Raw genomic sequence first — 24,504 nt, forward strand, 5'->3', positions numbered from 1 at the left:
CCCTGGCAGTCAGTTGACTGTTTCCAGGATGACGTGGTGCTCCCCGCGGTGGTGGGTGAGCGGTATCTGGGCGGACGTGAAGTAGCGGGCGTAGCGCTCCTGCAGGCTCTCGTGGACGACGGCGAGGAGCTTGCCGTGCTGGGCGCGGGCCACCAGGCCCGCCATCAGCCGCGCGGAGCCGGGGGCTTGGATGTGGGTCGGGACGTTGCACACGGTGAGCGGAGTCATGGGTACGGAGAGCGGGTCCGGGTCGCAGGTCAGGGTGAGGGGGACGTCCAGCGCCGCTGCGTTGCCCCGCGCGAGCCAGATCGCCAGGCAGTCGACGTCGGTGCCGACTGCGGCGGCCGCCACGCCGTTCAGGACGAGGCCGATCGCCAGTGGGGCGTAGCCGATGCCGATGTCAGCCACCACGTCGACCGGCTGCTGCCGGAGCGCGACGTCGAGCAGGGCCAGCGTTCCGTCGTCGACCTGGCGTGGGGAGAAGACGCCGTAGTCGGCGCGCAGGGTCACCTCACGCGCGCCGAGCTGGGCCTCGAAGCCGGCCGGCTCCGGCGGCTCCGGAACGCCGTCAGCCTCAGGCGCGGTCCCCCGCAGGACGACGAGCTGCTTGCCGGCCTTCTGCTTCTCGAGCTTCCAGCCACCGGCCTCCAGCAGCCGTAGTACGGAGTCGGGCCCCTGCCGTTTCCCGAGCGGCCAGCGCACCTCGCCGCCAGGATCGGCCATCCGCGCCGCCAGCCAGGCGAGCACCGGCACCAGCGTGCGCGGCCGGTACGACGGCAGGTGCACCTCCACCTCCGACGCCCGCGGCGGCTTCGGGTCGGCCAGTACGTCGTGCAGGCCGCGCACCTCCGCGACGTGCGGCGCCGCAGACGTCAGCTCGTCGTGGGAGTACCCGATGACGCCGTCGTCCGGCGCGAAGGTCTCGGGCAGCCCGAGGTGCCAACGGCGGACCGCCGTGTCGCCCGCCGCCATCCGCACCTCCAGTCATCCGCCGCCCAGCCACCCGAGTCGCCCCGATGCTACCGCCGGTGATCTGTGGGCCGGCCGACCAGTTTCGGGCGCCGACTGTGTCTACCTCTACAGGGGGTGTCAGACCGGATGCCCGAGGAGAAGGAAGCCGCTATGCGTTCGACCGATGACCTGCTGGCGCTGGCACGCAGCGGCGACGGCGAGGCGTTCCGCGCACTCGTCGAGCCGTTCCGCCGCGAGCTTCAGGTGCACTGCTACCGCATCCTCGGCTCGATCCAGGACGCGGAGGACGTAGTGCAGGAGACGTTGCTGGCGGCGTGGCGGGGCATCGGTGGGTTCGAGGGCCGGGCGTCGGTACGGACCTGGCTGTATCGGATCGCGACCAACCGGTGCCTGAACGCGTTGCGCGCCGATGCCCGCCGTCCGCAGGAGTTGGCGGCCTATCAGTCGGAGGTCGCGTTGCCTGAGCCCTCGTATCGCCGGGCGGAGCCGAGCTGGCTGGAGCCCTATCCCGATGTGCTGCTGGAGGAGCTGCCCGACGACCTGCCCGGGCCGCAGGCACGGTACGAGGCCAGGGAGTCGGTGTCGCTGGCGTTCCTGACCGCGCTGCAGCAGCTGCCGCCCCAGCAGCGCGCCGTGCTGGTGCTGCGGGACGTGCTGGGGTTTCGGGCCGCCGAGGCCGCCGACATCCTCGGCACCACCGAAAGCTCGGTGACCAACGCGCTGAAACGGGCCCGCGCCGCCCTGGCCCGCGAACATCCACACCGTGACCGCGCGAGTGTTCCGCTGCCGAACTCGCCCCAGGAACGCCGGATCGTGGAGGACTTCGCCCGCGCCTTCGAGGCTGCCGACGTCGACGCGATCGTCGCGCTACTGACCCAGGACGCGCGGCTGTCCATGCCGCCGCTGCCGGTGGAATACCACGGACCGGACGCCATCGGGCAGTTCCTGGCCACCGTCGCGTTCCCCACCGGTGAACCTGTACTGATCCCCACCCGTGCCAACGGCCAACCAGCGTTCGGCTACTACCTACGCGACTCCCGCTCACCGATCCTGCACGCGCACGGTGTGCTCGTACTGGACCTCACCGGCAGCCAGATCACCGCTCTCACCCGCTTCCACGACAACTCACTGCTGCCGAGATTCGGACTCCCCCGCACGCTACGCGCCTGAACGAAGAAACCGACCAGTTCGCCGATCGCCCGGTGTCAGTACAAGTAGCCGGGCGCTCATCAGACCGGCCGGCTCGACGAGAAACCGGAAGGTAGTAACCACAGATGAAAACACCACCGATCGTGTCGAAGCAGGAGTGGGAAGCCGCGCGCCAGCAGATGCTCGTCAAGGAGAAGGAGGTGACCCGCGCCCGCGACGCGCTGGCCGCATCACGCCGGCGGATGCCGTGGCTGGCAGTGGAGAAGCCCTACACGTTCGAAGGGCCGGACGGCGAGGCCAGCCTGTTCGACCTGTTCGCCGGACGCCGGCAGCTGATCATCTACCGCGCGTTCTTCGAACCCGGCGTACACGGCTGGCCGGACCACGCCTGCCCCGGTTGTTCGATGATGGCCGACAATGTCGGCCACCTCGCACACGTGAACGCCCGCGACACCACGCTGGTCTTCGCCTCGCGTGCGTCCCAGGCCGACATCGAGCGGGTGAAGGCGCGGATGGGCTGGCAGATGCCGTGGTACACCATCACCGACGACTTCGACGTCGACTTCGGCGTGAACGAGTGGCACGGCACGAACGCGTTCATCCAGGACGGCGAGCGCGTGTATCGCACGTACTTCATCAACAACCGCGGCGACGAGGCGCTGGGCACCAACTGGAGCTACCTCGACATGACCGCGCTCGGTCGCCAGGAGACCTGGGAGGACTCCCCCGACGGCTACCCGCAGACCGTGCCGTACGAGTGGTGGGACTGGCACGACGAGTACGGCCAGCACGTGCCGTCGCGGTGGTTCGGCGATCCCGACCCGGACAACCCCAACGACCAGCGGCCGTCGCGGACCTACACCAAGGCCGGCGACAAGAGGTGACATCGAAGGCTGCCACCTTCGGGAGGCGTGCCTGTGCAGCGCTCGCGGCGGGTTCCGCGGCGCTGCACAGCCTCTCGCTCGCCCACTCCACCAGCCTGATCGCCATGCTGGTGACGATCGGGATGGCCGTCGCCTGCCTCTACTGCGCACGCGACCTCTGGACGGGCGACTCGCTGCGCACGTGGGCGCTGGTCGCGCTGATGAACCTCGCGATGCTCGCGACCCACGTGCTGGCGCACACGCATCACTCGGCTGTCATGACGCTGGCTACCGCGCTCGCGGCGGTCGAGGTCGTCGCCGCGACCTTCGTCGTGTGCTGGCGCGCGCTCGTGACAGCCGCCCGGGCATGCTGAGATCGACCCGGTAAACCCTTGTGACGTGGAGGAAATCGATGACTACCGAAACGACGGACCTGAAGGCTCGTGCCGAGCGGCTTCGTGAGTTGCACGGTGGGGATCTGCTGGTGTTGCCGAATGTGTGGGATGCGACCAGTGCGTCGATCGTGGCCGGGGCGGGTTTTCCCGCGGTGGCCACGGCCAGTAACGCTGTGGCGGCGATGCTGGGCTATCCCGATGGCCAGGGCGCGCCCTGGCAGGAGATGTTCGCCGCGGCCGGGCGGGTCGCCCGCGCGGTCGGGGTCCCGGTCACCGTGGACGCCGAGGCGGGGTATGGCATGCGGCCGCGGGAACTGGTCGACCGGCTGCTGGACATCGGCGCGGTCGGCTGCAACCTGGAAGACACCGACCACCAGGCCGGCGGACTGACCGAAGCGGGTGCGCACGCCGAATGGCTGGCCGCCGTCTGTTCGGCCGCCCACGACGCCGGAGTCCCGATCGTGGTCAACGCCCGCGTCGACACCTTCCTACCCTCCAGCCACATCCCCGAGGCAGACCGCATCGACGAAGCGATCCGGCGCGGCCGGCTCTACCTGAGCGCCGGCGCCGACTGCGTCTACCCGATCGGCGTAGCCGACAAGCAGACTCTGACCGCCCTCGTCACCCAGATCCCCGGCCCGATCAACGGCAACACCAGCCACACCCTCGACCTGACAACCCTCCGCCAACTCGGCATAGCCCGCGTCTCCTACGGACCCCGCTTCTACCACGCGGGCATGGCCGACTTCAAAGCCAAGGTCGAGCGCCTGCTGGAGGAGTGACTCCAGTACCCGATACCGAGCTGGTCCGGCCTCAGCGTTCCGGGCGGTCGGACGGGAGCAGGCCGTTGGCCCGGGCCCGCCAGAGCTGTTCGCGCGCCGGCTTGGTGTCCAGTAGTTCCAGGCCGCGGATCGCCCGGTCGCGCAGGGAGTCGTCGGTGCTGTGGAGCTGTTCGGTGAGCAGCGGAAGGGCCAAGGGGGAACGGGCCTCGCCGATCAGCTCGAGCAGCCAGCAGCGCAGGCCGTGGTCGCGCTCGCGGGCGAACGCGACCAGCAGCTCCTCGCCGTGCTCACCAGCGTGGGCCAGCAGAAGCTGGAACCCGTCCTCCCTGGCCTGCGGGTCGTGCCGGCGCATGAGCCGCATCGCCTGCTCGAACCGCTTCGTCATGGCCCAACTTTCTCAGAACGGCGCCAGGCCGGACGTCGTTCGCACGATCGTGACGCCGACCAGTCCGGCGTACACCGCGATCGTCGCGGCGACGAGCCAGAACTGACGGTGGGCCGGACGGCGGCTGAAGCTCAGCAGCCACGCGACTCCGCAGAAGACCTGGATCGCGTGCATGGGTACGGCGTGCGCGACCTTCATCGCGCCCGCGGCGCCGTACGTCGTGAGCGAGTCGCTCAGCATGCTCACGCCCGAGTCGCGGACGGAGAGGCCGTGCACGACCATCCACAGCCCGGTCGCCTGGGCGACGAGCAGCGCGACCAGCCCGGCCCGGATCGCCAGCGCCATGGGCGCGGTGGTCGCCGGCCGGACGAATGCCACGACGGTCAGCGCGACGATCACGAGGATGGTCGCCACGATCGCCACCGCGCCGAGCTCGAAGACGCGCTCGTCGAGTGGCGTCGCGTCGTTGAAGTGGGACGGCACACCTCGAGCGTGCTGGACGACGACCCAGGCGACCTCGTACGTCGTCGAGACGCAGAGGACGATCGCGGCGATCCAGCCCAGCCGCCGTGGCAGCCGAACCTGGGTGGCAACCCAGCCGAGCGTGATCGTCGCCAGCCCGAACGAGAACCCGAACGTCGACGGCTTGCGCCACGACAGCGGCCCGCTCGCCGAACCACCGACGACCAGCCAGATGCCGGCGTGGACCAGCCCGACGAGCATCAGCACAGCGCCCACAACGTAAGCCAGGTGGACGTATCGCGGTGCCTGGGTCCAGTAACGGCGAAGCGAGGCCTGCAGCTGGGGCAGCAGTGCGGGAGCGGGTCCGGACGTTGCGGCCATCGTGACCTCCGAGTGCGAGGAACAGAAGCAGAAAAAGGTGGTTGCGGCGAACGTAGGTCCGCACGCACCTCCACCGGATCCCGCGCAATCCCGAAAACCGGCCTCCCCCGGCTCGGTGAACCACGCCAGGAAACTCACCCAGGAGGGGGAGATACATCCGGCCGACCTGGGCGGATACTCGACGCATGCACCTGCGCCGCGCGCTCGACGCCCTCCGCGTCCTCGATCGTCAGCTGCTGCTGGACACGGCGATCGCCGCTCTGCTGACGGTCGTCTCGCTGCTCGCGCTGGGCGTACGAACCCGCGCGGAGCAGATCCCGGACCCCGGTGTCTGGGCGGTCGTGCTGATCCTCGCGATCAACCTGCCGCTGGCGTTCCGCCGGCGGTACCCCACCTGGCTCAACCTCGCCGTCGGCGCACTTTCGGCGCTCTACGGCGCGTCGCCGTTCCCGGATCTCGTCACGCCCGTACCGCTCGGCGGTGTGCTGGCGTTGTACACGCTCGTCGCCTGGAGCAGCCGGGTGTTCTCCGTCGCGGTCGGCGTCCTCACTGCCATCAGCGTGCTCGTCGTCGCCCTGCTGCCGCAGACGAACTCCGACGTCGTCGACTTCTCGTTCACCTCGATGCTGCTCGCCTCCGCGTGGGTACTCGGCGACAGCGCCCGAGTCCGCCGTGCGTACGCAGCCGAGCAGGCGCGCAACGCCGTCGCGGCCGAGCGGGCCCGGATCGCACGCGACCTGCACGATGTGATCGCCCACCACGTCACGATGATGGTCGTGCAGGCCGAGGCCGGGCCACTCTCCGTCGAACGCGAACCGGCCCGCGCGGCCGGCACGTTCGACCGGATCGGCGACATCGGCCGGCAGGCGCTGGCTGACATGCGCCGGATGCTCGGTGTCCTCCGGGACGACGACGAGACACCCGAGCCGCTGCGCCCGCAACCCGGCGTCCTCGACCTGCCGGAGCTGATCGAGCAGGTCCGCGGCACGGGCGTGCCGGTTTCGTACACCGTGGCAGGCGATCCGGTAGAACTGGACCCCGGAGCCGACGTCTCGGCCTACCGGATCGTTCAGGAGGCGTTGACCAACGCCATGAAGCATGCCGAAGGTGCACAGGTGCGGGTGACTCTGGAGTACGGCCGGGCGGAGCTGCGGATCGACGTCCACAACGACGACTCGGCCGCGATCCCCTCGGCGGCCGGGCGAGGCTACGGCCTGACCGGCATGGGCGAACGCGCCCGGTTGTTCGGCGGAGACCTGTCGGCCGGACCCGATCCGTCCGGCGGCTTCACGGTCTCGGCGCGACTCCCGATCGGCGACGCCCGATGAGCGAGCCCGCGCCCACCAGGGTGCTGATCGTCGACGACCAAGGGCTGGTCCGCGACGGCTTCCGGATGATCCTCGAAGCCCAATCCGACCTGGAGGTCGTGGGCGAGGCGTCCAACGGCGTCGACGCGGTGTCGGCTGTCCGCAGCTTCCGGCCGGACCTCGTGCTGATGGACATCCGGATGCCGCGGATGGACGGCCTGGAAGCCAGCCGCGAGATCCTCCGGGCAGGCCCCGGTGCCGGCGCCAACGACACCGACCGGCTGCCGAAGATCGTGATCCTCACGACGTTCGACCTCGACGACTACGTCTACGAGGCGTTGCGGATCGGCGCGAGCGGCTTCCTGCTCAAGGACCTCCGCCGCGACGACCTGGTGAACGCGGTCCGGGTGGTCGCGGCCGGCGAGGCGTTGCTCGCACCGGCGATCACCAAGCGGCTGGTGGCGGAGTTCGCCCGCAGGCCGCGGCAGACGCGGCCCGCCGAGCTCGGCTCGCTGACCCGGCGGGAACGCGAGGTGCTGGAGCTGATGGCCCGCGGCCAGTCCAACGCCGAGATCGCCCGCGCCCTCGTGGTAGGCGAGCAGACCGTCAAGACCCACGTCAGCAACGTGCTCGCCAAGCTCGGCCTGCGCGATCGCGTACACGCGGTGATCCTCGCCTACGAGACCGGTCTGATCCAGCCGGGCTCGTAAGCGAGGAAGCGCGAACGAGAACAGCTCAGCCGGCCACCGGCAGGAACGTCATCGAGAAGTCCTCCTCCAGGCGCAGCCCGCCGTAGGAGTTCACGTAGTCGGGCGGGACCTGGTCCGGGAAGCTCGCCTTCTGCTTGCCCGTACGCGCGTCCAGGATGTTCGTGTCGCCGCTGCCGCTGTCGAGATAGACCGCTCCGTGCCAGGCGGCGGCGGTCGGATCGTCGGCGCCGCCCTGCTTCTTCTGCTGCCACAGCTGCTTGCCGGTGGCGGCGTCGTACGCGGTGATCCACGTCTTCCCGGTATCTCCGGACAAGTCGAAACGTAGGCAGATCAGCGTCGCCTTCTGGTCGAAGGTGCATCGGAGGAACGGCCCCGTAGCGGGGATGGCCGACGCGATGGTCTCCGCACCCTTCGGCTTGCCGTTCGCCGCGTCGAGGAAGTACATGCCGCCGCTCTTGGACGTCTTGCTGTACGTCACGAAGACGGTTCCGGCCGCGGGCTGCTCCGTGTAGACCCCCAGGGTCTGGGGCGTGTCCCAGGTGGGCTTGCCGGTCTCGGCGTCCAGCGCCTGCACGTGGAAAAGGAGGTCGTCTTCGGTCTTGAACGTACCGATGACCTGTGACCCGGACAGGCCGGTGGCGCCGAAGCCCACCTTCTTCCAGACCGTCTTCTTGGTGTCGCGGTCGATGGAGTAGGTGTACTTGGTGTTGTTGACCTCCCAGCTGAGGCCGGCCGTGAAGATCACGGACTTGTCCGTGACGGCAAGTACCTTGGCGTAGACCGTCGTGGTGTCGCCGTTCCAGTTGTCCTTGTAGCTGATCGGCAGCATGATGTCGGTCTTCAGCTCGACCTTGCCGCTGTTCGCGTCGGCGACCATGACGGTCACGTACTCACCGGCCTCGGTGTAGTACGGAAACGCGGCGGCGACCGTCTTCCCGTCCTCGGAGAGCGCGGGGGACAGCGGTCCGGACGGCCAGCTCGGCAGCAGGTTGTCCTCCAGCGGGAGCCCGCTCACGTACTCCGGACCCGGTGCCTTCCAAAGCTCCTTGCCGGTGGGCAGGTCGTAGGCGCCGATCCCCTTGCCACCGACGATGTAGGCCGTGTTGTCGCGCAGGGTCGCAAACGACTCCCTGGCCTTCGGCGCGACCTCCGTCACCACCGACGGCTTGAACGGTACGGGCTCGCCCTCGAACTTCAACGGCGGATCGGCGGTGGCGGCGGCATCTCCGCTGTCGTCCGGCTTGCTGCTCGAAGAGGTCTTGTCGTCCGAGCTCCCGGAGCTCTTCGTGTCGTCCCCGGTCGTCGGGCCGCAGGCAGCGCCCGCGAGCACGACCAAGAGCACACCGAGCCAGCCGAACTTGCGCATCTGATCCCCTTTTACGCCCAAAAAGGCTTTGCGCGACATACCCTGCCATGGGCGTCCTAACAACTCGCTCACAAGGTGGCCGGCTGTTGACCAGGAGGGTGGGGAGTCTTACGCGATGGGCGGTTTCCGGACCGAGTACAGCCTGCCGGTCGAGCAGGCCGACGGGTGCGCGCTGCTGGCGTTCGAGCAGCTCGACGACGCCGGGCTGGCGCTGCTGGCTCACCGGGATCCGGCCGTACCCCTGGCCGCCTCGCTGGTCGTCCTGTGGTGCGACGGCAGGTGCCTGATGGTGTTCAACCGGTTCCGCGATGCCTGGGAGCTGCCCGGCGGCATGGTGGATCCGGGCGAGTCGGCCCGCGAGGCCGCGTTCCGCGAGCTCGAGGAGGAGAGCGGCCAGCGACCCGGCGCGCTCGACCTGGCCGGCGTGGCGCTGAGCCGCGTCGCGCCCGACGACCGGCTGGAGCACCTGGCGATCTATCACGGGCGGATCGAGTCGCCGTTGCCGTTCACGCCGAACGAAGAGATGTCGCGGAGCATCTGGTGGGATCCCGCCGAGCCGCTGCCCGGCCTGGCGCCGATCGACGGCGCGCTCGCGTGGCTGTGCCGGCCGGCCGAAGGCTCGCCCGCCGGCTGATCCGCGTCAGCTGATCCCGTCAGCTGATCCGGCGTTCGGTCCGCTCGAGCCGGCGACCCTCGCCGTGGTCCTGCGGCACGCAGCGCTCGACGATCTCCCAGCGCATCACGCGGCGCTCGTCGGAGTAACGCAGGACCTGACGGTTGAGGTCCTCCGCGTACGTGTCCTTCAGGCGGTCCCACATCTGGCCGACGTCCTTGATCGTCCACTCCAGGCCGGCCGGGTCGGAGGTACCGCCGAGGCTGTCGCGGGACGCGACGAACATCCGCCCGTTGCGGTAGTGGCACTCGTACTCCAGGTCGACCGCACCGAAGCCCGTCATGCACCGCACCCGCGGCTGCCGCTGGGCGATGCCGTACGGCGCGACCTCGATCGTGACCTGGGGCTTGATGGAGTAGCCGAGCGCGTCGCGGGCGTGGCCAGCGGTGGTCCGGGCCGCCTCGGCCGCCCGCGCACCCGCCGATGCCGCGATCAGGCCGGCGACCGCGGCGACCAGCGCGCTGGCCGCGGTGAGCGCCGTGATCCAGGTCGCCTCCGGAGAGGCGCTGTGGATCCACCACGCGACGAGTGCGGTGAACGCCGGCACCAGTGCCGCCAGCAGCACCCACATGGTCAGTCGGCGTGGCATACCGATCCCTTCGGCCTTTCGATTCCCTGCATGGAGGCAAGGTCGGCCTGACGTCAAGATCGGTTACACACCGCAGACCACAGGTGGTTTCCTCAGCCATCTAGGTTGCAATCCTAACTAGGTAGGTCTAACGTCTAGCTCGCACCGGCAACCAGTGGAGGGAACAATGCAGATCTCGCCCGAGTTCTCGACCGTGGCCATCGTTCTGGCGATCCCACTGCTCGCCGTCCTGGCCATCGACCCGTGGTTCGGCAAGCGGCTCTACCAGCGGCTGGAGCAGCGCCGCGCGTACGACAGCAAGGCGCTGACCGGCTTCTTCCGGCGGATCATCGGCGCGGAATGGGCTTGTGCGGCGGTGGTTGTCGCGATCGTCGCGCTGTCACCCGGCTCGGCGCTCTCCGACTTCGGGCTCGTGCTGCCGAGCAGGGCGCTCGATGTCCTGCCGGCCGAGCCGTCCGAGCTGGCCGGAACGGTGGTCGGCCTCCTGGTCGCGGGCGCGATTCTCCCGTTCGTGTTCCGCAGGATCGCCGGCTCCGGCCTGGAGCTGTGGCGGGCCGGCCTCAGCACGTTCGAAGCGATGCTCCCTGCCACGCGTTCCGAACGCGGGTACGCCGTCGCCGTCTCGGTCACGGCCGGGATCTGCGAGGAGCTGATCTACCGCGGCTTCCTGATCGCGTTCGGCGTCGGAGCGTTCGGCCTGCATCCGTACTTCGCGGGTGGCATCGCCGTCGTGCTGTTCGGCATCGCGCACTTCTATCAGGGCTGGTCCGGCATGATCCGGGTCACTGTGTTCGGCATCGCGATGACCGGGCTCTACCTCGGCACCGGGAGCCTGTTCCTTCCGATGCTCATCCACGCGGCCGGCGACCTCGTGAGCCTGGTGGTCATGCCTCGCCTGCGCCAGGCGAAGGCCGGCGACGGAGCCGTGCCGGCAGCAGCGAAAGCGAGCTAGAGATGGCAACCGACCGGCGTGCGAGCTGGCTCAAGGGAGTCCTCGACCTGCTCGTACTCGCGGCACTCACCGATGGCGAGAGCTACGGCTACGAGATCGCCAAGACGCTCGACGGCGCCGGGCTCGGCCAGATCCGCGGCGGCACGCTCTATCCCGTACTCAACCGGCTGGAGGAAGCCGGGCTGGTCTCCGCGGAATACCGCGTGTCCGAACGCGGGCCCGGCCGGCGCTATTACCAGCTCACCAAGGCCGGCCGCCAGACGCTCGAAGCGCAGGGCACGCTCTGGCTGGCGTTCGACACGTCCGTACGCCACCTGCTGGGCAAGGGAGGAATCGGATGACTGCCTACTTCGACCAGCTCGCCGAGCACCTGCGGGCGGGCGGCGTGGCGGACAACCAGGTGACCGCGACGATCGACGACCTGTCGACGTACGCCGCCGAGACCGGCGCGGATCCCGAGGCGGAGTTCGGTCCGGTGGCGGAGTTCGCCGGCGAGCTGCTGCCCGCGGCCGCGACTGCCGGGACGGAACCGAACGCGTCGCCGGATCCGGCCGCGCCGGCTGCCGCCGGTGCTCCCTCCGATGACGGCGAGCCGTGGGTGTGGCGGGCCGACGCGTTCGGCGAGCTGCGCAAGCTCGAGACGTACGGCGACCAGGGTTGGGAGGTCGAACGCGTCGACAGCGCGGGCCGCTTCGTCAGCCGCCGCGACCGCGAGCATCCGCAGCGGTGGGAGTACCGCCGCGAGCTGGTCCGCCCGCACCACAGCACGTCCGCGCTCGAGGCCGAGCTCGCACCCGACGGCTGGGAGCCGTGCGGCACGTGGGTCTGCTACGCCTACTTCAAACGCCCCCGCGCCGCCTCGATCGGCCCCGAAGCACGGATCGACCAGCCACGACAGACACCGGGACGCACGTCGTTCTACAGCGCGCGGTTCTACCTGCTGCTGTTCGGCGTACTCGCCCTGCTGGTCGCCGTCGTCGCCGCGGTGGCCCTGACCGGCGGCCGCCTCGTCGGCGGCAACTTCGCGACAGGTGCCCTGGTCGGAGGCATGATCGGCGCCGCCGCGATGGTCGTCGCAGGCGCCTGGCTGATCAAACGTGCCGAAACGCGCGCCAACCGGGAGTAACGGCGTCTACACTCTCGTTGGCCGCGATAGGCGGTAGTGCACACCGCTCCCACGTTGTCCCTTACGATCGTTAGGCTTACGCCACCGCAGGCCGTTGGGAGGAGGCCCACGATGAGCCAGGCCGAAATCCCACCGGGCGTCGACCCGACCAGGCCAAGTCCTGGGCGGTTATACGACTACTTCCTGGGCGGTACGGACAACTACGAGATCGATCGGCGTACAGCGGAGGCGATTCTTCAGTTGGAACCAGATCTGCCCGACGCCGTGTGGGCCAACCGTGGCTTCCTGCAGCGTTGCGTCGCATGGATGGCCGAAAACGGCGTCGACCAATTCCTCGACATCGGTGCCGGACTCCCGACCAGGAACAACACCCACGAAGCGGCCCAGAAGGTCAACCCTGACGCCAGGGTCGCCTACATCGACAACGATCCGATGGTGGCCGCGCACGCCAGGTCACTGTTGGAAGGCACCCACAACACCGTCTTCGTCCAGGCACACTTCCAGTCGCCGGAGACGATCCTCAACAACCCCGACGTACGAGCCCTGATCGACTTCAGGCGCCCGGTCGGACTGCTGGCGGTCGCTCTGCTGCACTTCGTGCCGAGGTTCGAGGACCCGATCGGGCTGCTGCACCGATACCTCGACATGATCCCGTCGGGGAGCTTCCTCGCCATCTCCCACGCCACAGCCGACCACCAGGCACCGGCGAAGGTCGAGAAGGGCATGGAGCTCTACTCCGCGGCCTCCAACAAGCTGACCTTGCGATCCAAGGAGGAGGTGACCGAGTTCTTCGACGGCATGCAGATCGTGCCGCCCTACCCAGGCGCGAAGGCCGAAGTCACCTACGTCAGCCTCTGGGGCGCCGAGGACCCCCGCCTCGCCGACTCCGACGGCGGCCGCCTCGGCTACTGCGCCGTGGCCCGCAAACCCTGACCCCAAGCCAAAAGGCAAAAGGGTGTGCGCCAGCACAGTCTGAGTCCCGCTTCCCGGAACCTCACCCGTCGGACGCGACATGCTTGCATTTGGCCGGCGATGCCCAGGGTTGCAAGGCCAAAACAATGGCAAGCCGAGGCCGGGCAGCCTTGCGGCCCTGGGCAGCGTCGGCTAAACCTTCGGTGGCGCGTCCGGCGGGTGAGGGGCCGGGAAGCCCCCGGTTCCGAGCCCTGAGTGTCCGGCCCGCCGGAGGCAACCCACCAGGGCAACGCCCCGCGTACAAAGCCGAACCACGCACCCGAAGTCGCCCAACCGAGTGCCCAACCGAAACCGCAGCCAAACCGCAACCCAAAGCACAGAACCCCGCCAGCTAGGGTTGCGCGGTGACAACACAGGTAATCGTGCTGAACGGCGGTTCCAGCTCCGGCAAGTCGGGAATCGTCCGTTGCCTGCAGGCGATCCTCCCAGAACCCTGGCTCGCAACCGGCGTCGACAAGTTCGTCGAGGCGATGCCCGTCGCCATGGAAGGCTCCGACGCCGGCATCACGATCAGCCCGACCGGCGAGATCTCGGTCGGCCCCGACTTCAAACGCCTCGACGCCGCCTGGCGCGAGGGCATCGCCGCCATGGCACGCGCGGGTGCGAAAGTCATCATCGACGAGGTCTTCCTCGGCGGCGGCGAAGGCCGGCAACGCTGGCAGAAGTCCCTCGACGGCCTCGACGTCCTCTGGGTCGGCGTCCACTGCGACCCCGACGTCGCCGCCGGCCGCGAGCTGGCCAGAGGCGACCGCACCCAGGGCATGGCCAGAAGCCAAGCCGAAATCGTCCACAAGGACATGGTCTACGACGTCGAGGTCGACACCACCCACGCCGAGTCGCTCGGTTGCGCCAAAGCCATCGCCACCCACGTCACCTGAAGCTGAAACAGAAGGCGGCTGAAGCAGAGAGGGCGGCCGAAGCGAAGAACTGCGGGCTGGTTGGAGCCCCACCGGCAACCAAGCCGGTGAACCTCCAACCAGCCACCCCGTGGTCTGGACCGGCCTAGGTCGCGGGCTTCAGCGTGAACGGACAGAACTGCTGCATCTGCGGCTGCACCCGGTCGTAGACCGTCTGCAGCGCCGAGTCCGGCGTCTCCTCACCCAGCAGGACACCCTGCTGCGCCGCGTCCATCGCGTCGGAGATCTGCGCACCGACAGGCAGCGCCGGCCGGTTGGTCGCGAACTTCATCATGCCGGGGAAGATGCCCTGTCCCTGCGTCACGCTCTTGTCGTTCAGCAGCGACTTCCAGGTCGGGATCTTCGTGGCGGCCTTGATGTAGAGCCGCTGGCCCTGCTCACCGGCGTAGAATTTCATGAACTTCCACGTGAGATCCGGGTTCGGCGCGCCCTTCGGCATCACCAGGCCGAAGCCACCGGCCCAGGTCATCGGCGGGTCGCCGGCCTTCGGCACCGGAAGGTACGTCACGCCGTAGTCGAGCTTCGGCGCGTACTTCTTGATGTTGGCCAGCGACCAGTTGCCGTCGACCGCCATGCCGAGCCGGCCGGTGTAGAACGGCGAGGTCGCCGGGTCGGCGTTCGGCGGACGGTAGGTCGCGAGGTAGGCCTGCACCTTCTGGTAGTCGAACTCCTTCGACCACTTCGCGAAGTCACCGAACGCGTCCTTGAACGCCGGCTCCTGCGGCGTCACCTGGCAGGTCTTCTGGTTGAAGAACTTCGCACCGTAGATCAGGCCCCACGTCGCGTGGAAGGCCTGGCCGTCCCACGGGATGATGCCCATCCGCGTGTAGTTGCCCTTCTTGTCGGTCTGGTTGACGCGCTTGCCGAGCGCGATCACCTGATCGATCGTGGGCGGCCCGTTCTTCGGGTCGAGGAACTCCATGTCGGCGTCGCTGATGCCGGCTTCGCGCAGGACCTTCCTGTTGTAGAACAGCCCGCGCGCGTCGGTGTCGAACGGCAGGGCGTAGAGGTTGCCCTGGTAGGAAGCCTCGTCGATCGAGAACGGGAGGTACTCGCTCACCAGGCTCTTGCCCGTGGCCTCACGGTCCTTGTCGACGTACGGTTGCAGATTGGTCAGCAAGCCGATCGACGCCTGGTTGGCGACGGTGAACCGGTCGGTGATGAAGACGTTCGGCGCGGAGCCACCGCGTACGGCGGCGATCAGCGCGGTGTTGTCACCGGTGAACTGGCCCGACTTGCCCACGATGTCGACCGTGACGCCGGGGTTCTCCTTCTTGAACGCGTCGATGATCTTCTGCTGGTACGACACGTCGTCCTGGCTGCTGAGCGACGTCCAGATGAGGATGTGGTTGTCGCTCCGCTGCCCCGTACACGCGACGGCGCCACCGGCCAGCGCGAGCATCGCGGTCGCGAGCAGTCCGACCCGCCGGAACATCGACAAGCGGCGAGGGGTCCCGCCGGTACGGCGACTCATCTGAAACCTCCGAGCGTGATGCCGCGAATGAACGTGCGCTGGAACAGGAAGAACAGGATCACCAGCGGCAGCACGATCATCACCGAAGCCGCCATCAGCTGGTTGAACTGAACGTCGTGGGTGGTACGGAACGCCTGCAGGCCGATCGACAAGGTCTGCTTGGCACCGTCCTGCAGGTAGAGCAACGGGCCGAGGAAGTCGTTCCACGCACCGACCGCCGCGAAGATGGCGACGGCCGAGATGGCCGGGCGGGCCAGCGGGAACACGATCTGCCAGAGGATCCGCCACTCGCTGGCACCGTCGATCCGGGCCGCGTCGAGCTGTTCTCGTGGCACCTGGAGCAGGAACTGCCGGAGCAGGAAGATGAAGAACGCGCTGCCGAGGAAGTGCGGCACGACCAGCGGCAGGATCGTGTTGACCCAGCCCAGCCAGGCGAACAGGTCGAACGTCGGGATGATAGCGATCGGGAACGGAATGAACAGCGTCGCCAGCACGAGGTAGAAGACCTTGTCACGCCCGCGCCACTCGATGCACGAGAAACCGTAGGCCACGATGACGTTCGAGATGACCGAGCCGATCACCGACAGCACAGTGATGACGGTCGAGTTCGTGAAGTACGTCGCGAACGGGATCGCCTGGAACGCGTCGATGAAGTTGTGCCACGCCCAGCTGTGCGGGATCAGCGTCGGCGGCGTGAGCGCGAGCTCCTCGTTCGACTTCAGCGCCGTGGCGATCATCCAGTAGAGCGGGATGACGAACAGCACGGAGACGATGACCAGGAACAGGCGTACGCCTACGTGGTCCCAGATCTGCCGCCACCGCCGGCCGCTCGCGCTCTGCACATGGCGCGTGTGCAAGCCGCCGCGGGTCGTTGGCCCGGTCGGGCCGGTCGTGGTTGTCGCCATGACGAGTGTCCTTAGCTTTCAGCGTCCTTGTATCGAGCCCGGATCAGTACGCGAACCGCTCAAGCTCCGACGTCGTAGTTGACGAATCGTCGCGAGACTTGGTAGATGAGTAGCGCCAGCACCAGACCGGCCAGGAACAGCATGATGGCCAGCGCACACGCGTATCCGAGCTGCGCGTAGCTGAACGCACTGCGATACAGGTAATACATGTAGAACAACGTGCCGTTGTTGGGCCCGCCGTTGGTCATGACGTACGCCTGGGTGAACACCTGCAGGCCGGCACTGACACCCGTGATCAGGTTGAACAGAATGGCCGGCGTGAGCAGGGGAAGTGTGATGCGCGTGAACGACTGGAACGGGTTGGCGCCGTCGATCTTCGCTGCTTCGTAGAGCGTCTGCGGGATGTTGTTGAGACCCGCGAGGAAGATGAGCGCGGCGTTGCCGGCACCGAGCTGGGCCATCGCGATGATGACGATCTTCGCCGACGTCGGGTCGGAGAGGTAGTCCTTGGCCTCCGCTCCGAACAGGCCGAGGAACTGGTTCCAGATGCCCGTGCCGGGGTTGACCAGCACGATGAAGATGAACGACAGCGCGAAGATCGGCACCAGCGACGGCAGGTAGAGCGCCGTGCGGTAGATCGCGATCTCGCGGACGCTGCGGTTCATCGCCAGCGCCAGCAGCACCGCGACGACGAGACCGATCGGCACCGCCCAGCCGGAGTAGAACAACGTGTTGTAGACCGAGGTCCACATCAACGGGTCCTTGAACATCCGCGCGTAGTTGTCGAAGCCGATCCACTCCGGCGTCTGCATGCCGGAGTACTTCGTCAGGCTGATCGCGAAGGAATAGATGATGGGGTACAGCACGAACGCGACGAACCCGACAACCCAGGGGCTGATGAACAGCAAGCCCTTGCGCAGATTGGCTTTCTGCTCAGGACTCCACGCGACCTTCGTCTTGCTTGGCACGTCTACCCGACCTCCATCGCCCGCCATCGACCGCCACACGGTGGCCGACGCGCCGGTGAGGATACGCCCACAAGCTAGTTACGGCCCATTAACAATTGCGTAATTTACTCCCATGTGTCCCATTCGAGACACCTGAGGTGGTCTGGCAGCCGATTTAGGCCAACGGTTGTCAGACAGTCGACGGGCCGGTTACGGACGTGATGCCGCCGAGCAGGTGCGCGCGGAACGCCGGCTCTGTATAGGACTCCTCGGTGTGGCCGAGCGCGGTGTAGAAGGCCTTGCCGCCACCGGGCAGGTCGTGGCACCACGCCAGCGGATGCCCCTCACCCATCCGGCCTCCCTCGTACGTCGACTCGTCGACTGTCAACAGCACCCGGACACCACGCTCGCGCGGGTCGGACTGGCTCTCCTATTTGCGGCGCTGCCGCGTGGCGTACCACTCGTCGAAGCGTGGCCAGGCCGGGTCGAGGTGGGCGGTCGACGGGTGGTCGGCGTCCTCGACGAGGACGGTGGCGGGCTGCGGCTTCGGGTGATGATCGAAGCGGGCACCGACGACCTCGCCGTAGAACGGCCAGCCGTACTCCGTCGTCGACGCGCCGTGCACGCCGACGTAGCCGCCCCCGCCGCGAATGTACGCCTCGAACGCCGCACGCTGTTCGTCTTCGAAGATGTCGCCGGAGTTGCTGAGGAAGAGCAGGGCGGTGTAGTCGCGCAGGTTGTCAGCAGCGAACACCGAAGCGTCCTCGGTCGCGTCGACGCCGAAACCGTGCTCCTTGCCGAGCTCGCGGACGGTCGCGATGCCCGCCTCGATCGACTGGTGCCGATAGCCGGTGGTCTTGGAGAAAACCAGGATCCGCGTCACGAGCAAGTCTCCCTTTCGTCGAGCGCCGTCGCCCTCATCCTTACCGCATCCCGCGACACGCCGCGATCGGCTTGCTTCTGGGAGTGAAAACGACTATGAAAACTGTTTGCAACTATCGATCGGTGTACAAGCCGGCCGATCCCCACCCCTCACGAGAGGAAGCCCATGTCCCTCGACGTACCCACCGCTCTGCTCGAACGCGCTGAGCAGGGCCAGGTCGACGACGCCGAGTTCGTCGCCGTCGTTCGCGACTCGCTGCCCTATGCCTGGACCGTCATCAGCCAGGTCGCCAAGGACCTCGCCGAAGCACCCGGCGACGCCGACTTCGCCGACCACGAGGTACCGCCGCCCAGCGAGGCCGAACGTGGCCAACTGCTCCGCGCGCTCGCCAGCGACGCGATCCGCGGTGGCCTGGAGCGGCACTTCGGCGTCAAGTTCGCCTTCCAGAACTGCCACCGGGTCGCGGCGTTCCGGCTCGGCGCGGTCGGCGGTGAGCGCTACCAGGCGTTCATCTCGCCGCGCGGCCAACTGCTCAACCAGTCGCCCGAGCTTCGCGACTGCTGAGTGGGCACTGAGCTGGTTCAGGACGGGAGCCGGCGCGTGCCGGCTCCCGTTCGGTTCGACGTGTTCCTGCTCGCCGGCCAGTTCCCCGGCACGAGCCACGGCGACGCGCTGCGCGACGCCCTGTCGTACGCCGAGACCGCCGAACGCGCGGGCTTCCACGGCGTGTGGATCGCCGAGCACCACTTCCTGTCCTACGGCGTCTGTCCGTCCGCCGTCGCGTTCGCCGCGCACGTGCTCGGGCGGACATCCCGCATCCGGGTCGGTACGGCGGCCTGTGTGCTCCCGGTGCGGCACCCGGTCGCGCTCGGCGAGGAGGCCGTGCTGCTCAACGAGCTCTCGGGCGGCCGCTTCGACCTCGGTGTCGCACGGGGTGGTCCGTGGGTCGACCTCGAGGTGTTCGGCACGGGCTTGCCGCGTTACTCAGAAGGCTTTCCGGAGTCGCTGGACTTGCTGTTGCGCTGGCTCTCCGGCGCCGGCGAAGTGTCGTGCGGCGGGACGTTCCCGTTCCGGGAGGTACGCGTCGTGCCGCACCCGGCCGGCCCGGTGCCGGTCTGGGTCGCGGCGACCTCCAGGCCAACGGCACAGCTCGCGGCCGAACGCGGGCTGCCGCTGCTCACCGGCATGCATGCGACCGACGCCGAGAAGCGGGCGCTGATCGACCAGCACGGCGCGCACGAGCTCGACCACGCCTCCGCCCACCTCGCCTACGTCGCCGACACCCGGGCCGAAGCCGAACAGGCACTGCGATCCACGATGCCCGCCTGGCTGGCAACGACGCGCGAGTACGTCCGCATCGACGGCAGCGAGCCGCCCGAGCGCGACCTCGGCGCCTACCTCGACCGCCTGCTGTCCATCCACCCGGTCGGCCCACCCGAGCTCTGCCGCGAACGCCTCGCCGCCACCATCGCCACCACCGGCGTCAAACGCGTCCTGCTGATGGTCGAAGGCGCCGGCGACCCCGGCCGGACGCGGGCCAACATCGAACGCCTCGGAGCGGAGGTGATCTCCCGGAGCTAGAGACCGTCCAACAGGATCTCGGCGCACCTGACGGTCCAGGCCTGATGCTTCCCGGTGACCGTCATCACGAAGCGGAAGTCGTCGAGCACCTGGATCGCGCCGAGGATCGCGCGCACCTCGGCCGGCACCCACCGCTCCACCTCGGCCCGCAACCACGCCGCTCCTGCCGGCTCCACCTGGCCCGCCGCGATCGCCGCGGACGCGAGCCGGAGCAGGTCGTGCCTGGAGTCGCCGGCGTGGGCGCCCTCCCAGTCGAACACCGCCGTGACGTCGGAACCGACCGCCAGCAGGTTGCGGTGATGGAAGTCTCCGTGCACGACGTCGCCCGTACGCAGGACGCCCGGATCGGCTGATGACAACAGCGCGATCGCCCGGTCCGCGAGCTGCTGGAGCTCCGGCCGCACCCCCGACGCCAGCAGCTCCTTCCCCGCCTGGCGCTCCCCCTCGAGCCGCTCGGCCCAGTTCAGCTCGCGCTGCGCGGCCCGAACCGCACCGCCCTCGTGCCGCTGCCACAACTCGAGCAGCCTCCGGACGTGCGCCAGTGCCAAGGTGTCCGGCACCGTGCCGGCGACCGTTTCCTGCACGGTGTAGACGTCCGCGCCGACCGTGCCGACGTCGAGGTAACGCGGAATCGGGTAGCCCTCCTCACGGAGGGTCGCCGCCAACCGGACCGCGGTCGCGACGCGCTCGTAGCCGAACAGCCAGTGCCGCGGCATCACCTTCAGTACGACGGTCTCGCCAGCGCCCGAACGGGCGAGGAACGCACCCCACTCACCGCCGGTCAGCTGACGTACGACGGTCAACCCAAGGTTTTGCGCGAGCTCGTCCACGTGTAACGAGCCTGCCGCCCAGACGACACCACCACAACTGCTTTTCGCAGGTAGCCGGCTCAGCTGAAGTCGATCGCCTCGAACGCGACGGCGTACCGGCAGCCCATCCGCTCGCCGGTCTCCCGGGCGAACTGCTCCAAGAACGTCGCCGGATCGGCCATCACGTTGTCGCCGAGCCCAGCGAGGTACGCCTGGTGCGCCTTCAGCGACTCCACCCCCAGCGTGAACGAGTCGCTCACGTCGACGCCGTGCTTGCTCGCCTGCGAGAAGTTGATCAGCAACTGCCGGACTCCCTGCCACGGCTCCAGCCCGTCGGACAGCAGCTCCCGGAACACCCACCGGTTCGCCGCGTCCCGGATCCCGTCGACCACCGCACGGCCGACGGCAAGGTGGTCGGCCTGGTTGAAGTTCCCGTTGCCCCAGCGTTCGTCCATGTTCCCGGTGATCACGACCTCCGGCCGGTGCCTGCGGATCGCGCCGGCGATCGAACGCCGCAGCGGCAGGCCGTACTCCAGCATCCCGTCCGGATGCCCGAGGAACTCGACCTCGGAAACCCCGACCACCGCCGCGGAGTCGCGTTCCTCCTGCTCGCGCAGTGGCCCGGCCTCCTCCGGCGTCATGCCGTCGATGCCGGCCTCGCCGCTGGTCGCCAGCGTGTAGACGATCCGCTTGCCCTGCGCCGTCCAGCGCGCGATCGCCGCCGCCGCGCCGTACTCCAGATCATCCGGGTGCGCCACGATCGCCAGCGCCGTCGACCAGTCCTCGTTAACCGCCTGCAGTTCACTCATGAGCCCGGATCGTATCCACAGGAAGAGTGCTGTACCGAAACGGTGACGGCGCTGTGACGGCACCGGCGCACGCTTGGATGCATGTCGAACCCAGAATACGAACCACCGGAGCGACCGGCTCTGCAGTACTGCGCGATGCAGCCGCGCCCGGAGCCCGTCCTGCCGCCCGGCCTCGACTTCGGCCGGGCCCGGGCGATCCTGCTCGGCCGCGCCAAGTGGGCCAACGGCACCGTTCTCCACTATTACTTCTTCGACAAGGACACCGACGGCGAGACGATCCGGTTCTCCGACGGCTCGACGCGGTTCGTCTCCTGGGTCGGCGCGAAGGAACAGCAGGACGCCGTGCGCCAAGCCTTCGGCGAGTGGAAGAGCCTCGGCATCGGCCTGAACTTCACTGAGGTCCAGGACCGCTCCGAAGCGGAGGTCCGGATCGGCTTCCTGAACGACTTCGACGGCTCCTGGTCCTACGTCGGCCGTGACGTGCTCCAGGAGGGCTCGAACAACCGGACGATGAACTTCGGCTGGGACCTCACCACGCCGTACGGCAAGACCACGGCGCTGCACGAGATCGGGCACACGCTCGGTCTGCCGCACGAGCACCAGAACCCGTTCGCCGGCATCGTGTGGGACGAAGACAAGGTCTATGAGTACCTCGGCGGGCCGCCCAACAACTGGGACCGCGACACGACGTTCAACAACGTCCTGCGCAAGCTCGACAAGAACGAGGTCGACGGCTCGGCCTGGGACCCCGACTCCATCATGGAGTACGGCTTCCCGCCCGGCCTGATCCGGGAGCCGGAGGCCTACCGCGCCGGCATCGACCCGCCGGGAACGCTGTCGACGGTCGACAAGCAGTACATCCTGCAGTGGTACCCGCCGCTCGACGACGACCAGAACGACACGCTGACCCCCCATCAGTCGGCGTCGCTCGGGCTCGCCGCCGGCGAACAGGCCGACTTCAACCTGCGGCCCCCGGGCACGCGCAAGTACCAGATCGGCACGTTCGGCGAGGCCGACACGTTGCTGACGCTGTTCGAAGAGGTGAACGGCGAGCTGCGCTTCGTCGCGGGCGACGACGACAGTGGCGAGGACCGCAACGCGCTGATCAGGGCGAAGCTGTTCCAGGGCCGCAAGTACGTCGTTCGCGTCCGGCTGTACTACTCGTGGGCGTCGGGGCAGACCAGCGTCATGTACTGGTGACGGTGTACGGAACCTCGGTGTAGGCCGGGCCGCACGAGCTCTGGCAGGACGCTGGGAGCGAGAAGTCGTAGACCCGGCCGCCGAACAGCGGCTGGTCCGCGACGTCGCGTACCCGGATCCGGAAGTCACGGCCGGCCGTCGTGAGGCCACTGATGATGTACGACTGGCCCATGTCGGAGTTCATCTGTGCCTGCTGCCAACTGCCGTTCGAGAAGTACTCCACGCCGTGGATGCCGTTCGGCAGATGGGAGATCGCGATCGCACCCCACCAGACCTGAGCGCCCTGCAGGAAACCGATCCGGATGTCGCCGGTGTAGTTCGGTGCCGGGACGAACTGCCAACTGATCCGCCGGTTGTTCCAGTGCTGGTCGAGGTTGCCCACGGGCACGCCGTTGCTGACGAACCGGTTGAGCGACGGCTTGGACAGGTCGAGGTGGTAGCGGTCGTCGCGGCACCAGGCGTTGGAGTCTCCACAACTGTCGGCGACGACCATCGTCAGCTTGGCACCGTTGTACGTATCGGAAACCCACGAGCCGTTACGGCAGAACGGCTGGTTCGGCGCACCGTCGTTGACGCCGGTGCAGAAGTCCCCGATCGTGACCTCGACGAAGCGACCGCAGTTGCGGCCGTTGTCGTACAGGCCGATCCGCGCGGCCTGGTCGGGTGGGATCGGGCGCGGATAGTAGGAGTAGTCGCCCGGCGTGTCGTAGACGTTCAACGCCACGAAGTCCTGCGAGTCGATGACGGCCTGCGGCAGGCCACAACCGCCGTACGGCGAGCCGAGCCCGTCGAAGTACGTCGCGTTGCCGGTGACGGGATCGGCGGAGGAGGGGGCGGGCGTCAGGGCGAGGACCACGAGCAGCGAACAGACGACGCCGAGCACGCTACGGCGAGGCAGGCGCATGGGTGCGTTCCTTTCGTGGAAGCAGGCGCCCGGCCGGCCCGACCTCGTCCACGATACTTTGCGAAAAGCAGATCCGATCCGGAGTGCGAGAGTTACGACGGTCTGCCATTGTTTACCGGTGAGCATGCCCCCTTCCTTCCAACCGGGCCAGGAGCATCAGCAGGCCCCGCCGCCGTATCCGCCGGCGCCGCAGCCGTATCCGCAGGCCTCGCAGGCTCCGTACCAGCAGTCGCCGCACCCGCAGGCTTACCCCGCGGCGTCGTATCAGCAGGCGCCGCAGGCTTACCCGCAGGCGTATCCGCAGCAGGCGATGCCGGCCCAGCCGGTCCTGCAGTGCAGGTTCTGTGGCTGCGTACCCGCCGCCAAAACCAAGTTCCGTGGTCACCGAGGCATGATCATCCTGATGACGTTCCTGTCCTCGGAAGGGCCGTTCTGTCGCGACTGCGGCCTTTCGACCTTCCGCCGGATGACGTCCGAGACGCTCCTCGCCGGATGGTGGGGTGCCATGTCGTTCTTCATCACGCCGCTGACCGTGCTGCTCAACCTCACGCGCCACGGCAAGGTGGCCAGCCTGCCGCCTCCGTCGCCGCCGCCGGCGGGGCCCTACGAGCGCCCGATGGACCCCGGAGCTCCGCTGCTGCGCCGGCCCGGAGGGATCTTCGGAGTCGTGATCGCGGCCGGCTTCGTCCTGCTCATCCTCGCTGCCCTGGTGTCCGACCTCATCTCATAGGGCTTCCCGGTTTCCCGGACCAGGGCCTCGCGGTTGCCGCAGGGCCCTGATCCTGATGAGACTCCGGGATCTCGACGGTGATGTCGAGGCCGCCGCCGGGCGTGCGGTGACCGCGATCCGGCCGCGGTGCGCGAGCGCGACCGAGCCCACGATCGACACGAGGTTGTCGACGAGGTTGTCGACGAGGTTGTCGACGAGGTTGTCGACGAGGTTGTCGACGAGGTTGTCGACGAGGTTGTCGACGAGGTTGTCGACGAGGTT

Annotated in this window: 28 protein-coding genes and 1 pseudogene; 16 read left to right on the top strand and 13 right to left on the bottom strand. The window is 68.3% G+C overall.

Features of this window, described 5'->3' with window-relative positions; translation table 11 throughout:
- Window positions 1–9: 9 nt before the first annotated feature.
- Window positions 10–972 (bottom strand): class I SAM-dependent methyltransferase, encoded by a 963-nt coding sequence (locus ACYVF6_RS32850; RefSeq protein WP_460526838.1) that lies wholly within the window; start codon window positions 970–972, stop codon window positions 10–12.
- A 150-nt stretch (window positions 973–1,122) separates the two neighbouring features.
- Between ACYVF6_RS32850 and ACYVF6_RS32855 the strand changes: the two genes are divergently transcribed.
- From ACYVF6_RS32855 to ACYVF6_RS32870, 4 genes are all read left to right on the top strand, one after another.
- The gene (locus ACYVF6_RS32855; RefSeq protein WP_460526840.1) at window positions 1,123–2,142 is read left to right on the top strand and encodes a sigma-70 family RNA polymerase sigma factor; all 1,020 of its coding nucleotides are present in this window, start codon (window positions 1,123–1,125) and stop codon (window positions 2,140–2,142) included.
- Between the two features lie 104 nt (window positions 2,143–2,246).
- Window positions 2,247–3,005, top strand: a complete 759-nt coding sequence (locus ACYVF6_RS32860; RefSeq protein ID WP_460526841.1) for a DUF899 domain-containing protein — start codon at window positions 2,247–2,249, stop codon at window positions 3,003–3,005.
- A gap of 104 nt (window positions 3,006–3,109) precedes the next feature.
- Window positions 3,110–3,358 (top strand): hypothetical protein, encoded by a 249-nt coding sequence (locus tag ACYVF6_RS32865; protein ID WP_460526843.1) that lies wholly within the window; start codon window positions 3,110–3,112, stop codon window positions 3,356–3,358.
- Between the two features lie 38 nt (window positions 3,359–3,396).
- The gene (locus ACYVF6_RS32870; protein ID WP_460526845.1) at window positions 3,397–4,161 is read left to right on the top strand and encodes an isocitrate lyase/PEP mutase family protein; all 765 of its coding nucleotides are present in this window, start codon (window positions 3,397–3,399) and stop codon (window positions 4,159–4,161) included.
- A 31-nt stretch (window positions 4,162–4,192) separates the two neighbouring features.
- Here the strand turns inward: ACYVF6_RS32870 and ACYVF6_RS32875 are convergent, their stop codons facing one another.
- Window positions 4,193–4,546, bottom strand: a complete 354-nt coding sequence (locus ACYVF6_RS32875) for a HEAT repeat domain-containing protein (protein WP_460526847.1) — start codon at window positions 4,544–4,546, stop codon at window positions 4,193–4,195.
- 12 nt (window positions 4,547–4,558) lie between these two features.
- Window positions 4,559–5,389 carry a hypothetical protein gene (locus ACYVF6_RS32880; protein ID WP_460526849.1) on the bottom strand — a complete coding sequence of 277 codons (831 nt, stop codon included), beginning with the start codon at window positions 5,387–5,389 and terminating at the stop codon, window positions 4,559–4,561.
- 185 nt (window positions 5,390–5,574) lie between these two features.
- Between ACYVF6_RS32880 and ACYVF6_RS32885 the strand changes: the two genes are divergently transcribed.
- Both ACYVF6_RS32885 and ACYVF6_RS32890 read left to right on the top strand, forming a co-directional pair.
- Window positions 5,575–6,717 carry a sensor histidine kinase gene (locus ACYVF6_RS32885; RefSeq protein ID WP_460526851.1) on the top strand — a complete coding sequence of 381 codons (1,143 nt, stop codon included), beginning with the start codon at window positions 5,575–5,577 and terminating at the stop codon, window positions 6,715–6,717.
- Complete coding sequence (locus tag ACYVF6_RS32890) at window positions 6,714–7,406, top strand: transcriptional regulator (protein WP_460526853.1); 693 nt, start codon at window positions 6,714–6,716, stop codon at window positions 7,404–7,406. The genes ACYVF6_RS32885 and ACYVF6_RS32890 overlap by 4 nt, the downstream gene beginning before the upstream one ends.
- Window positions 7,407–7,431: 25 nt before the next feature.
- Here the strand turns inward: ACYVF6_RS32890 and ACYVF6_RS32895 are convergent, their stop codons facing one another.
- Complete coding sequence (locus ACYVF6_RS32895) at window positions 7,432–8,772, bottom strand: outer membrane protein assembly factor BamB family protein (protein WP_460526855.1); 1,341 nt, start codon at window positions 8,770–8,772, stop codon at window positions 7,432–7,434.
- Window positions 8,773–8,887: 115 nt separating this feature from the next.
- On the opposite strand from ACYVF6_RS32895, the gene ACYVF6_RS32900 reads away from it, so the two are divergent.
- The gene (locus tag ACYVF6_RS32900) at window positions 8,888–9,406 is read left to right on the top strand and encodes an NUDIX hydrolase (protein WP_460526857.1); all 519 of its coding nucleotides are present in this window, start codon (window positions 8,888–8,890) and stop codon (window positions 9,404–9,406) included.
- Window positions 9,407–9,425: 19 nt separating this feature from the next.
- Here the strand turns inward: ACYVF6_RS32900 and ACYVF6_RS32905 are convergent, their stop codons facing one another.
- Window positions 9,426–10,034, bottom strand: a complete 609-nt coding sequence (locus ACYVF6_RS32905) for a hypothetical protein (protein WP_460526859.1) — start codon at window positions 10,032–10,034, stop codon at window positions 9,426–9,428.
- 166 nt (window positions 10,035–10,200) lie between these two features.
- Here ACYVF6_RS32905 and ACYVF6_RS32910 point away from each other — a divergent pair, with 166 nt between their 5' ends.
- The 5 genes from ACYVF6_RS32910 to cpt all read left to right on the top strand — a co-directional run bounded on the left by ACYVF6_RS32910 (window position 10,201) and on the right by cpt (window position 13,962).
- Complete coding sequence (locus ACYVF6_RS32910) at window positions 10,201–10,986, top strand: CPBP family intramembrane glutamic endopeptidase (RefSeq protein WP_460526861.1); 786 nt, start codon at window positions 10,201–10,203, stop codon at window positions 10,984–10,986.
- A gap of 2 nt (window positions 10,987–10,988) precedes the next feature.
- Window positions 10,989–11,327: a PadR family transcriptional regulator gene (locus ACYVF6_RS32915; RefSeq protein ID WP_460526863.1), complete on the top strand. Its 339-nt coding sequence runs from the start codon at window positions 10,989–10,991 to the stop codon at window positions 11,325–11,327.
- On the top strand, window positions 11,324–12,112 hold the full coding sequence (locus ACYVF6_RS32920) for a hypothetical protein (protein ID WP_460526865.1): 789 nt from the start codon (window positions 11,324–11,326) through the stop codon (window positions 12,110–12,112). Before ACYVF6_RS32915 ends, ACYVF6_RS32920 begins: the two co-directional genes overlap by 4 nt.
- 111 nt (window positions 12,113–12,223) lie before the next feature.
- Entirely contained in the window at window positions 12,224–13,045 is an 822-nt protein-coding gene (locus tag ACYVF6_RS32925) for a class I SAM-dependent methyltransferase (protein ID WP_460526867.1), read from the top strand.
- Between the two features lie 383 nt (window positions 13,046–13,428).
- Complete coding sequence (cpt, locus tag ACYVF6_RS32930; RefSeq protein ID WP_460526869.1) at window positions 13,429–13,962, top strand: chloramphenicol phosphotransferase CPT; 534 nt, start codon at window positions 13,429–13,431, stop codon at window positions 13,960–13,962.
- Window positions 13,963–14,086: 124 nt separating this feature from the next.
- On the opposite strand, the gene ACYVF6_RS32935 is transcribed toward cpt, so the two are convergent.
- The 4 genes and pseudogenes from ACYVF6_RS32935 to ACYVF6_RS32950 all read right to left on the bottom strand — a co-directional run bounded on the left by ACYVF6_RS32935 (window position 14,087) and on the right by ACYVF6_RS32950 (window position 18,210).
- Window positions 14,087–15,475: an ABC transporter substrate-binding protein gene (locus tag ACYVF6_RS32935; RefSeq protein WP_460526871.1), complete on the bottom strand. Its 1,389-nt coding sequence runs from the start codon at window positions 15,473–15,475 to the stop codon at window positions 14,087–14,089.
- A complete protein-coding gene (locus tag ACYVF6_RS32940; protein WP_460526873.1) occupies window positions 15,472–16,380 on the bottom strand; it encodes a carbohydrate ABC transporter permease in 909 nt (302 codons plus the stop codon). Before ACYVF6_RS32940 ends, ACYVF6_RS32935 begins: the two co-directional genes overlap by 4 nt.
- A gap of 59 nt (window positions 16,381–16,439) precedes the next feature.
- Window positions 16,440–17,348, bottom strand: coding sequence for a carbohydrate ABC transporter permease (locus ACYVF6_RS32945; RefSeq protein WP_460526876.1), 909 nt, complete (start codon window positions 17,346–17,348; stop codon window positions 16,440–16,442).
- A 169-nt stretch (window positions 17,349–17,517) separates the two neighbouring features.
- Window positions 17,518–18,210, bottom strand: a pseudogene (locus ACYVF6_RS32950) (ThuA domain-containing protein).
- A 165-nt stretch (window positions 18,211–18,375) separates the two neighbouring features.
- Between ACYVF6_RS32950 and ACYVF6_RS32955 the strand changes: the two are divergent.
- Together ACYVF6_RS32955 and ACYVF6_RS32960 are read left to right on the top strand one after the other, a co-directional pair.
- Window positions 18,376–18,774: an SCO5389 family protein gene (locus ACYVF6_RS32955; RefSeq protein WP_460526879.1), complete on the top strand. Its 399-nt coding sequence runs from the start codon at window positions 18,376–18,378 to the stop codon at window positions 18,772–18,774.
- Between the two features lie 36 nt (window positions 18,775–18,810).
- The gene (locus tag ACYVF6_RS32960; protein ID WP_460526881.1) at window positions 18,811–19,791 is read left to right on the top strand and encodes an LLM class flavin-dependent oxidoreductase; all 981 of its coding nucleotides are present in this window, start codon (window positions 18,811–18,813) and stop codon (window positions 19,789–19,791) included.
- Here the strand turns inward: ACYVF6_RS32960 and ACYVF6_RS32965 are convergent.
- Both ACYVF6_RS32965 and ACYVF6_RS32970 read right to left on the bottom strand, forming a co-directional pair.
- Window positions 19,788–20,621: an aminoglycoside phosphotransferase family protein gene (locus tag ACYVF6_RS32965; RefSeq protein WP_460526883.1), complete on the bottom strand. Its 834-nt coding sequence runs from the start codon at window positions 20,619–20,621 to the stop codon at window positions 19,788–19,790. The genes ACYVF6_RS32960 and ACYVF6_RS32965 overlap by 4 nt on opposite strands.
- Window positions 20,622–20,680: 59 nt before the next feature.
- A complete protein-coding gene (locus ACYVF6_RS32970; RefSeq protein ID WP_460526885.1) occupies window positions 20,681–21,409 on the bottom strand; it encodes a PIG-L deacetylase family protein in 729 nt (242 codons plus the stop codon).
- Window positions 21,410–21,490: 81 nt separating this feature from the next.
- Between ACYVF6_RS32970 and ACYVF6_RS32975 the strand changes: the two genes are divergently transcribed.
- On the top strand, window positions 21,491–22,609 hold the full coding sequence (locus ACYVF6_RS32975) for a zinc metalloprotease (RefSeq protein WP_460526887.1): 1,119 nt from the start codon (window positions 21,491–21,493) through the stop codon (window positions 22,607–22,609).
- On the opposite strand, the gene ACYVF6_RS32980 is transcribed toward ACYVF6_RS32975, so the two are convergent.
- The gene (locus tag ACYVF6_RS32980) at window positions 22,596–23,513 is read right to left on the bottom strand and encodes an expansin family protein (protein ID WP_460526889.1); all 918 of its coding nucleotides are present in this window, start codon (window positions 23,511–23,513) and stop codon (window positions 22,596–22,598) included. The two genes, ACYVF6_RS32975 and ACYVF6_RS32980, sit on opposite strands and share 14 nt — an antisense overlap.
- Before the next feature lie 118 nt (window positions 23,514–23,631).
- Between ACYVF6_RS32980 and ACYVF6_RS32985 the strand changes: the two genes are divergently transcribed.
- The gene (locus ACYVF6_RS32985) at window positions 23,632–24,243 is read left to right on the top strand and encodes a hypothetical protein (RefSeq protein ID WP_460526891.1); all 612 of its coding nucleotides are present in this window, start codon (window positions 23,632–23,634) and stop codon (window positions 24,241–24,243) included.
- On the opposite strand, the gene ACYVF6_RS32990 is transcribed toward ACYVF6_RS32985, so the two are convergent.
- A partial coding sequence (locus ACYVF6_RS32990) for a hypothetical protein (protein ID WP_460526893.1) occupies window positions 24,238–24,504 on the bottom strand: 267 nt, incomplete at its 5' end. The two genes, ACYVF6_RS32985 and ACYVF6_RS32990, sit on opposite strands and share 6 nt — an antisense overlap.

This window comes from Flindersiella endophytica (assembly GCF_054779015.1).

What these genes read in the sequence shown, in the direction of transcription:
- ACYVF6_RS32875 (WP_460526847.1), bottom strand. Translation starts at nt 4,546, where the DNA reads ATGACGAAGCGGTTCGAGCAGGCGATGCGGCTCATGCGCCGGCACGAC.
- ACYVF6_RS32880 (WP_460526849.1), bottom strand. Translation starts at nt 5,389, where the DNA reads ATGGCCGCAACGTCCGGACCCGCTCCCGCACTGCTGCCCCAGCTGCAG.
- ACYVF6_RS32980 (WP_460526889.1), bottom strand. Translation starts at nt 23,513, where the DNA reads ATGCGCCTGCCTCGCCGTAGCGTGCTCGGCGTCGTCTGTTCGCTGCTC.
- ACYVF6_RS32890 (WP_460526853.1), top strand. Translation starts at nt 6,714, where the DNA reads ATGAGCGAGCCCGCGCCCACCAGGGTGCTGATCGTCGACGACCAAGGG.
- ACYVF6_RS32940 (WP_460526873.1), bottom strand. Translation starts at nt 16,380, where the DNA reads ATGGCGACAACCACGACCGGCCCGACCGGGCCAACGACCCGCGGCGGC.
- ACYVF6_RS32955 (WP_460526879.1), top strand. Translation starts at nt 18,376, where the DNA reads ATGTCCCTCGACGTACCCACCGCTCTGCTCGAACGCGCTGAGCAGGGC.
- ACYVF6_RS32870 (WP_460526845.1), top strand. Translation starts at nt 3,397, where the DNA reads ATGACTACCGAAACGACGGACCTGAAGGCTCGTGCCGAGCGGCTTCGT.
- ACYVF6_RS32855 (WP_460526840.1), top strand. Translation starts at nt 1,123, where the DNA reads ATGCGTTCGACCGATGACCTGCTGGCGCTGGCACGCAGCGGCGACGGC.
- ACYVF6_RS32860 (WP_460526841.1), top strand. Translation starts at nt 2,247, where the DNA reads ATGAAAACACCACCGATCGTGTCGAAGCAGGAGTGGGAAGCCGCGCGC.
- ACYVF6_RS32935 (WP_460526871.1), bottom strand. Translation starts at nt 15,475, where the DNA reads ATGAGTCGCCGTACCGGCGGGACCCCTCGCCGCTTGTCGATGTTCCGG.
- ACYVF6_RS32910 (WP_460526861.1), top strand. Translation starts at nt 10,201, where the DNA reads ATGCAGATCTCGCCCGAGTTCTCGACCGTGGCCATCGTTCTGGCGATC.
- ACYVF6_RS32865 (WP_460526843.1), top strand. Translation starts at nt 3,110, where the DNA reads ATGCTGGTGACGATCGGGATGGCCGTCGCCTGCCTCTACTGCGCACGC.
- ACYVF6_RS32920 (WP_460526865.1), top strand. Translation starts at nt 11,324, where the DNA reads ATGACTGCCTACTTCGACCAGCTCGCCGAGCACCTGCGGGCGGGCGGC.
- ACYVF6_RS32905 (WP_460526859.1), bottom strand. Translation starts at nt 10,034, where the DNA reads ATGCCACGCCGACTGACCATGTGGGTGCTGCTGGCGGCACTGGTGCCG.
- ACYVF6_RS32915 (WP_460526863.1), top strand. Translation starts at nt 10,989, where the DNA reads ATGGCAACCGACCGGCGTGCGAGCTGGCTCAAGGGAGTCCTCGACCTG.
- ACYVF6_RS32925 (WP_460526867.1), top strand. Translation starts at nt 12,224, where the DNA reads ATGAGCCAGGCCGAAATCCCACCGGGCGTCGACCCGACCAGGCCAAGT.
- ACYVF6_RS32970 (WP_460526885.1), bottom strand. Translation starts at nt 21,409, where the DNA reads ATGAGTGAACTGCAGGCGGTTAACGAGGACTGGTCGACGGCGCTGGCG.
- ACYVF6_RS32975 (WP_460526887.1), top strand. Translation starts at nt 21,491, where the DNA reads ATGTCGAACCCAGAATACGAACCACCGGAGCGACCGGCTCTGCAGTAC.
- ACYVF6_RS32885 (WP_460526851.1), top strand. Translation starts at nt 5,575, where the DNA reads ATGCACCTGCGCCGCGCGCTCGACGCCCTCCGCGTCCTCGATCGTCAG.
- ACYVF6_RS32895 (WP_460526855.1), bottom strand. Translation starts at nt 8,772, where the DNA reads ATGCGCAAGTTCGGCTGGCTCGGTGTGCTCTTGGTCGTGCTCGCGGGC.
- ACYVF6_RS32900 (WP_460526857.1), top strand. Translation starts at nt 8,888, where the DNA reads ATGGGCGGTTTCCGGACCGAGTACAGCCTGCCGGTCGAGCAGGCCGAC.
- ACYVF6_RS32850 (WP_460526838.1), bottom strand. Translation starts at nt 972, where the DNA reads ATGGCGGCGGGCGACACGGCGGTCCGCCGTTGGCACCTCGGGCTGCCC.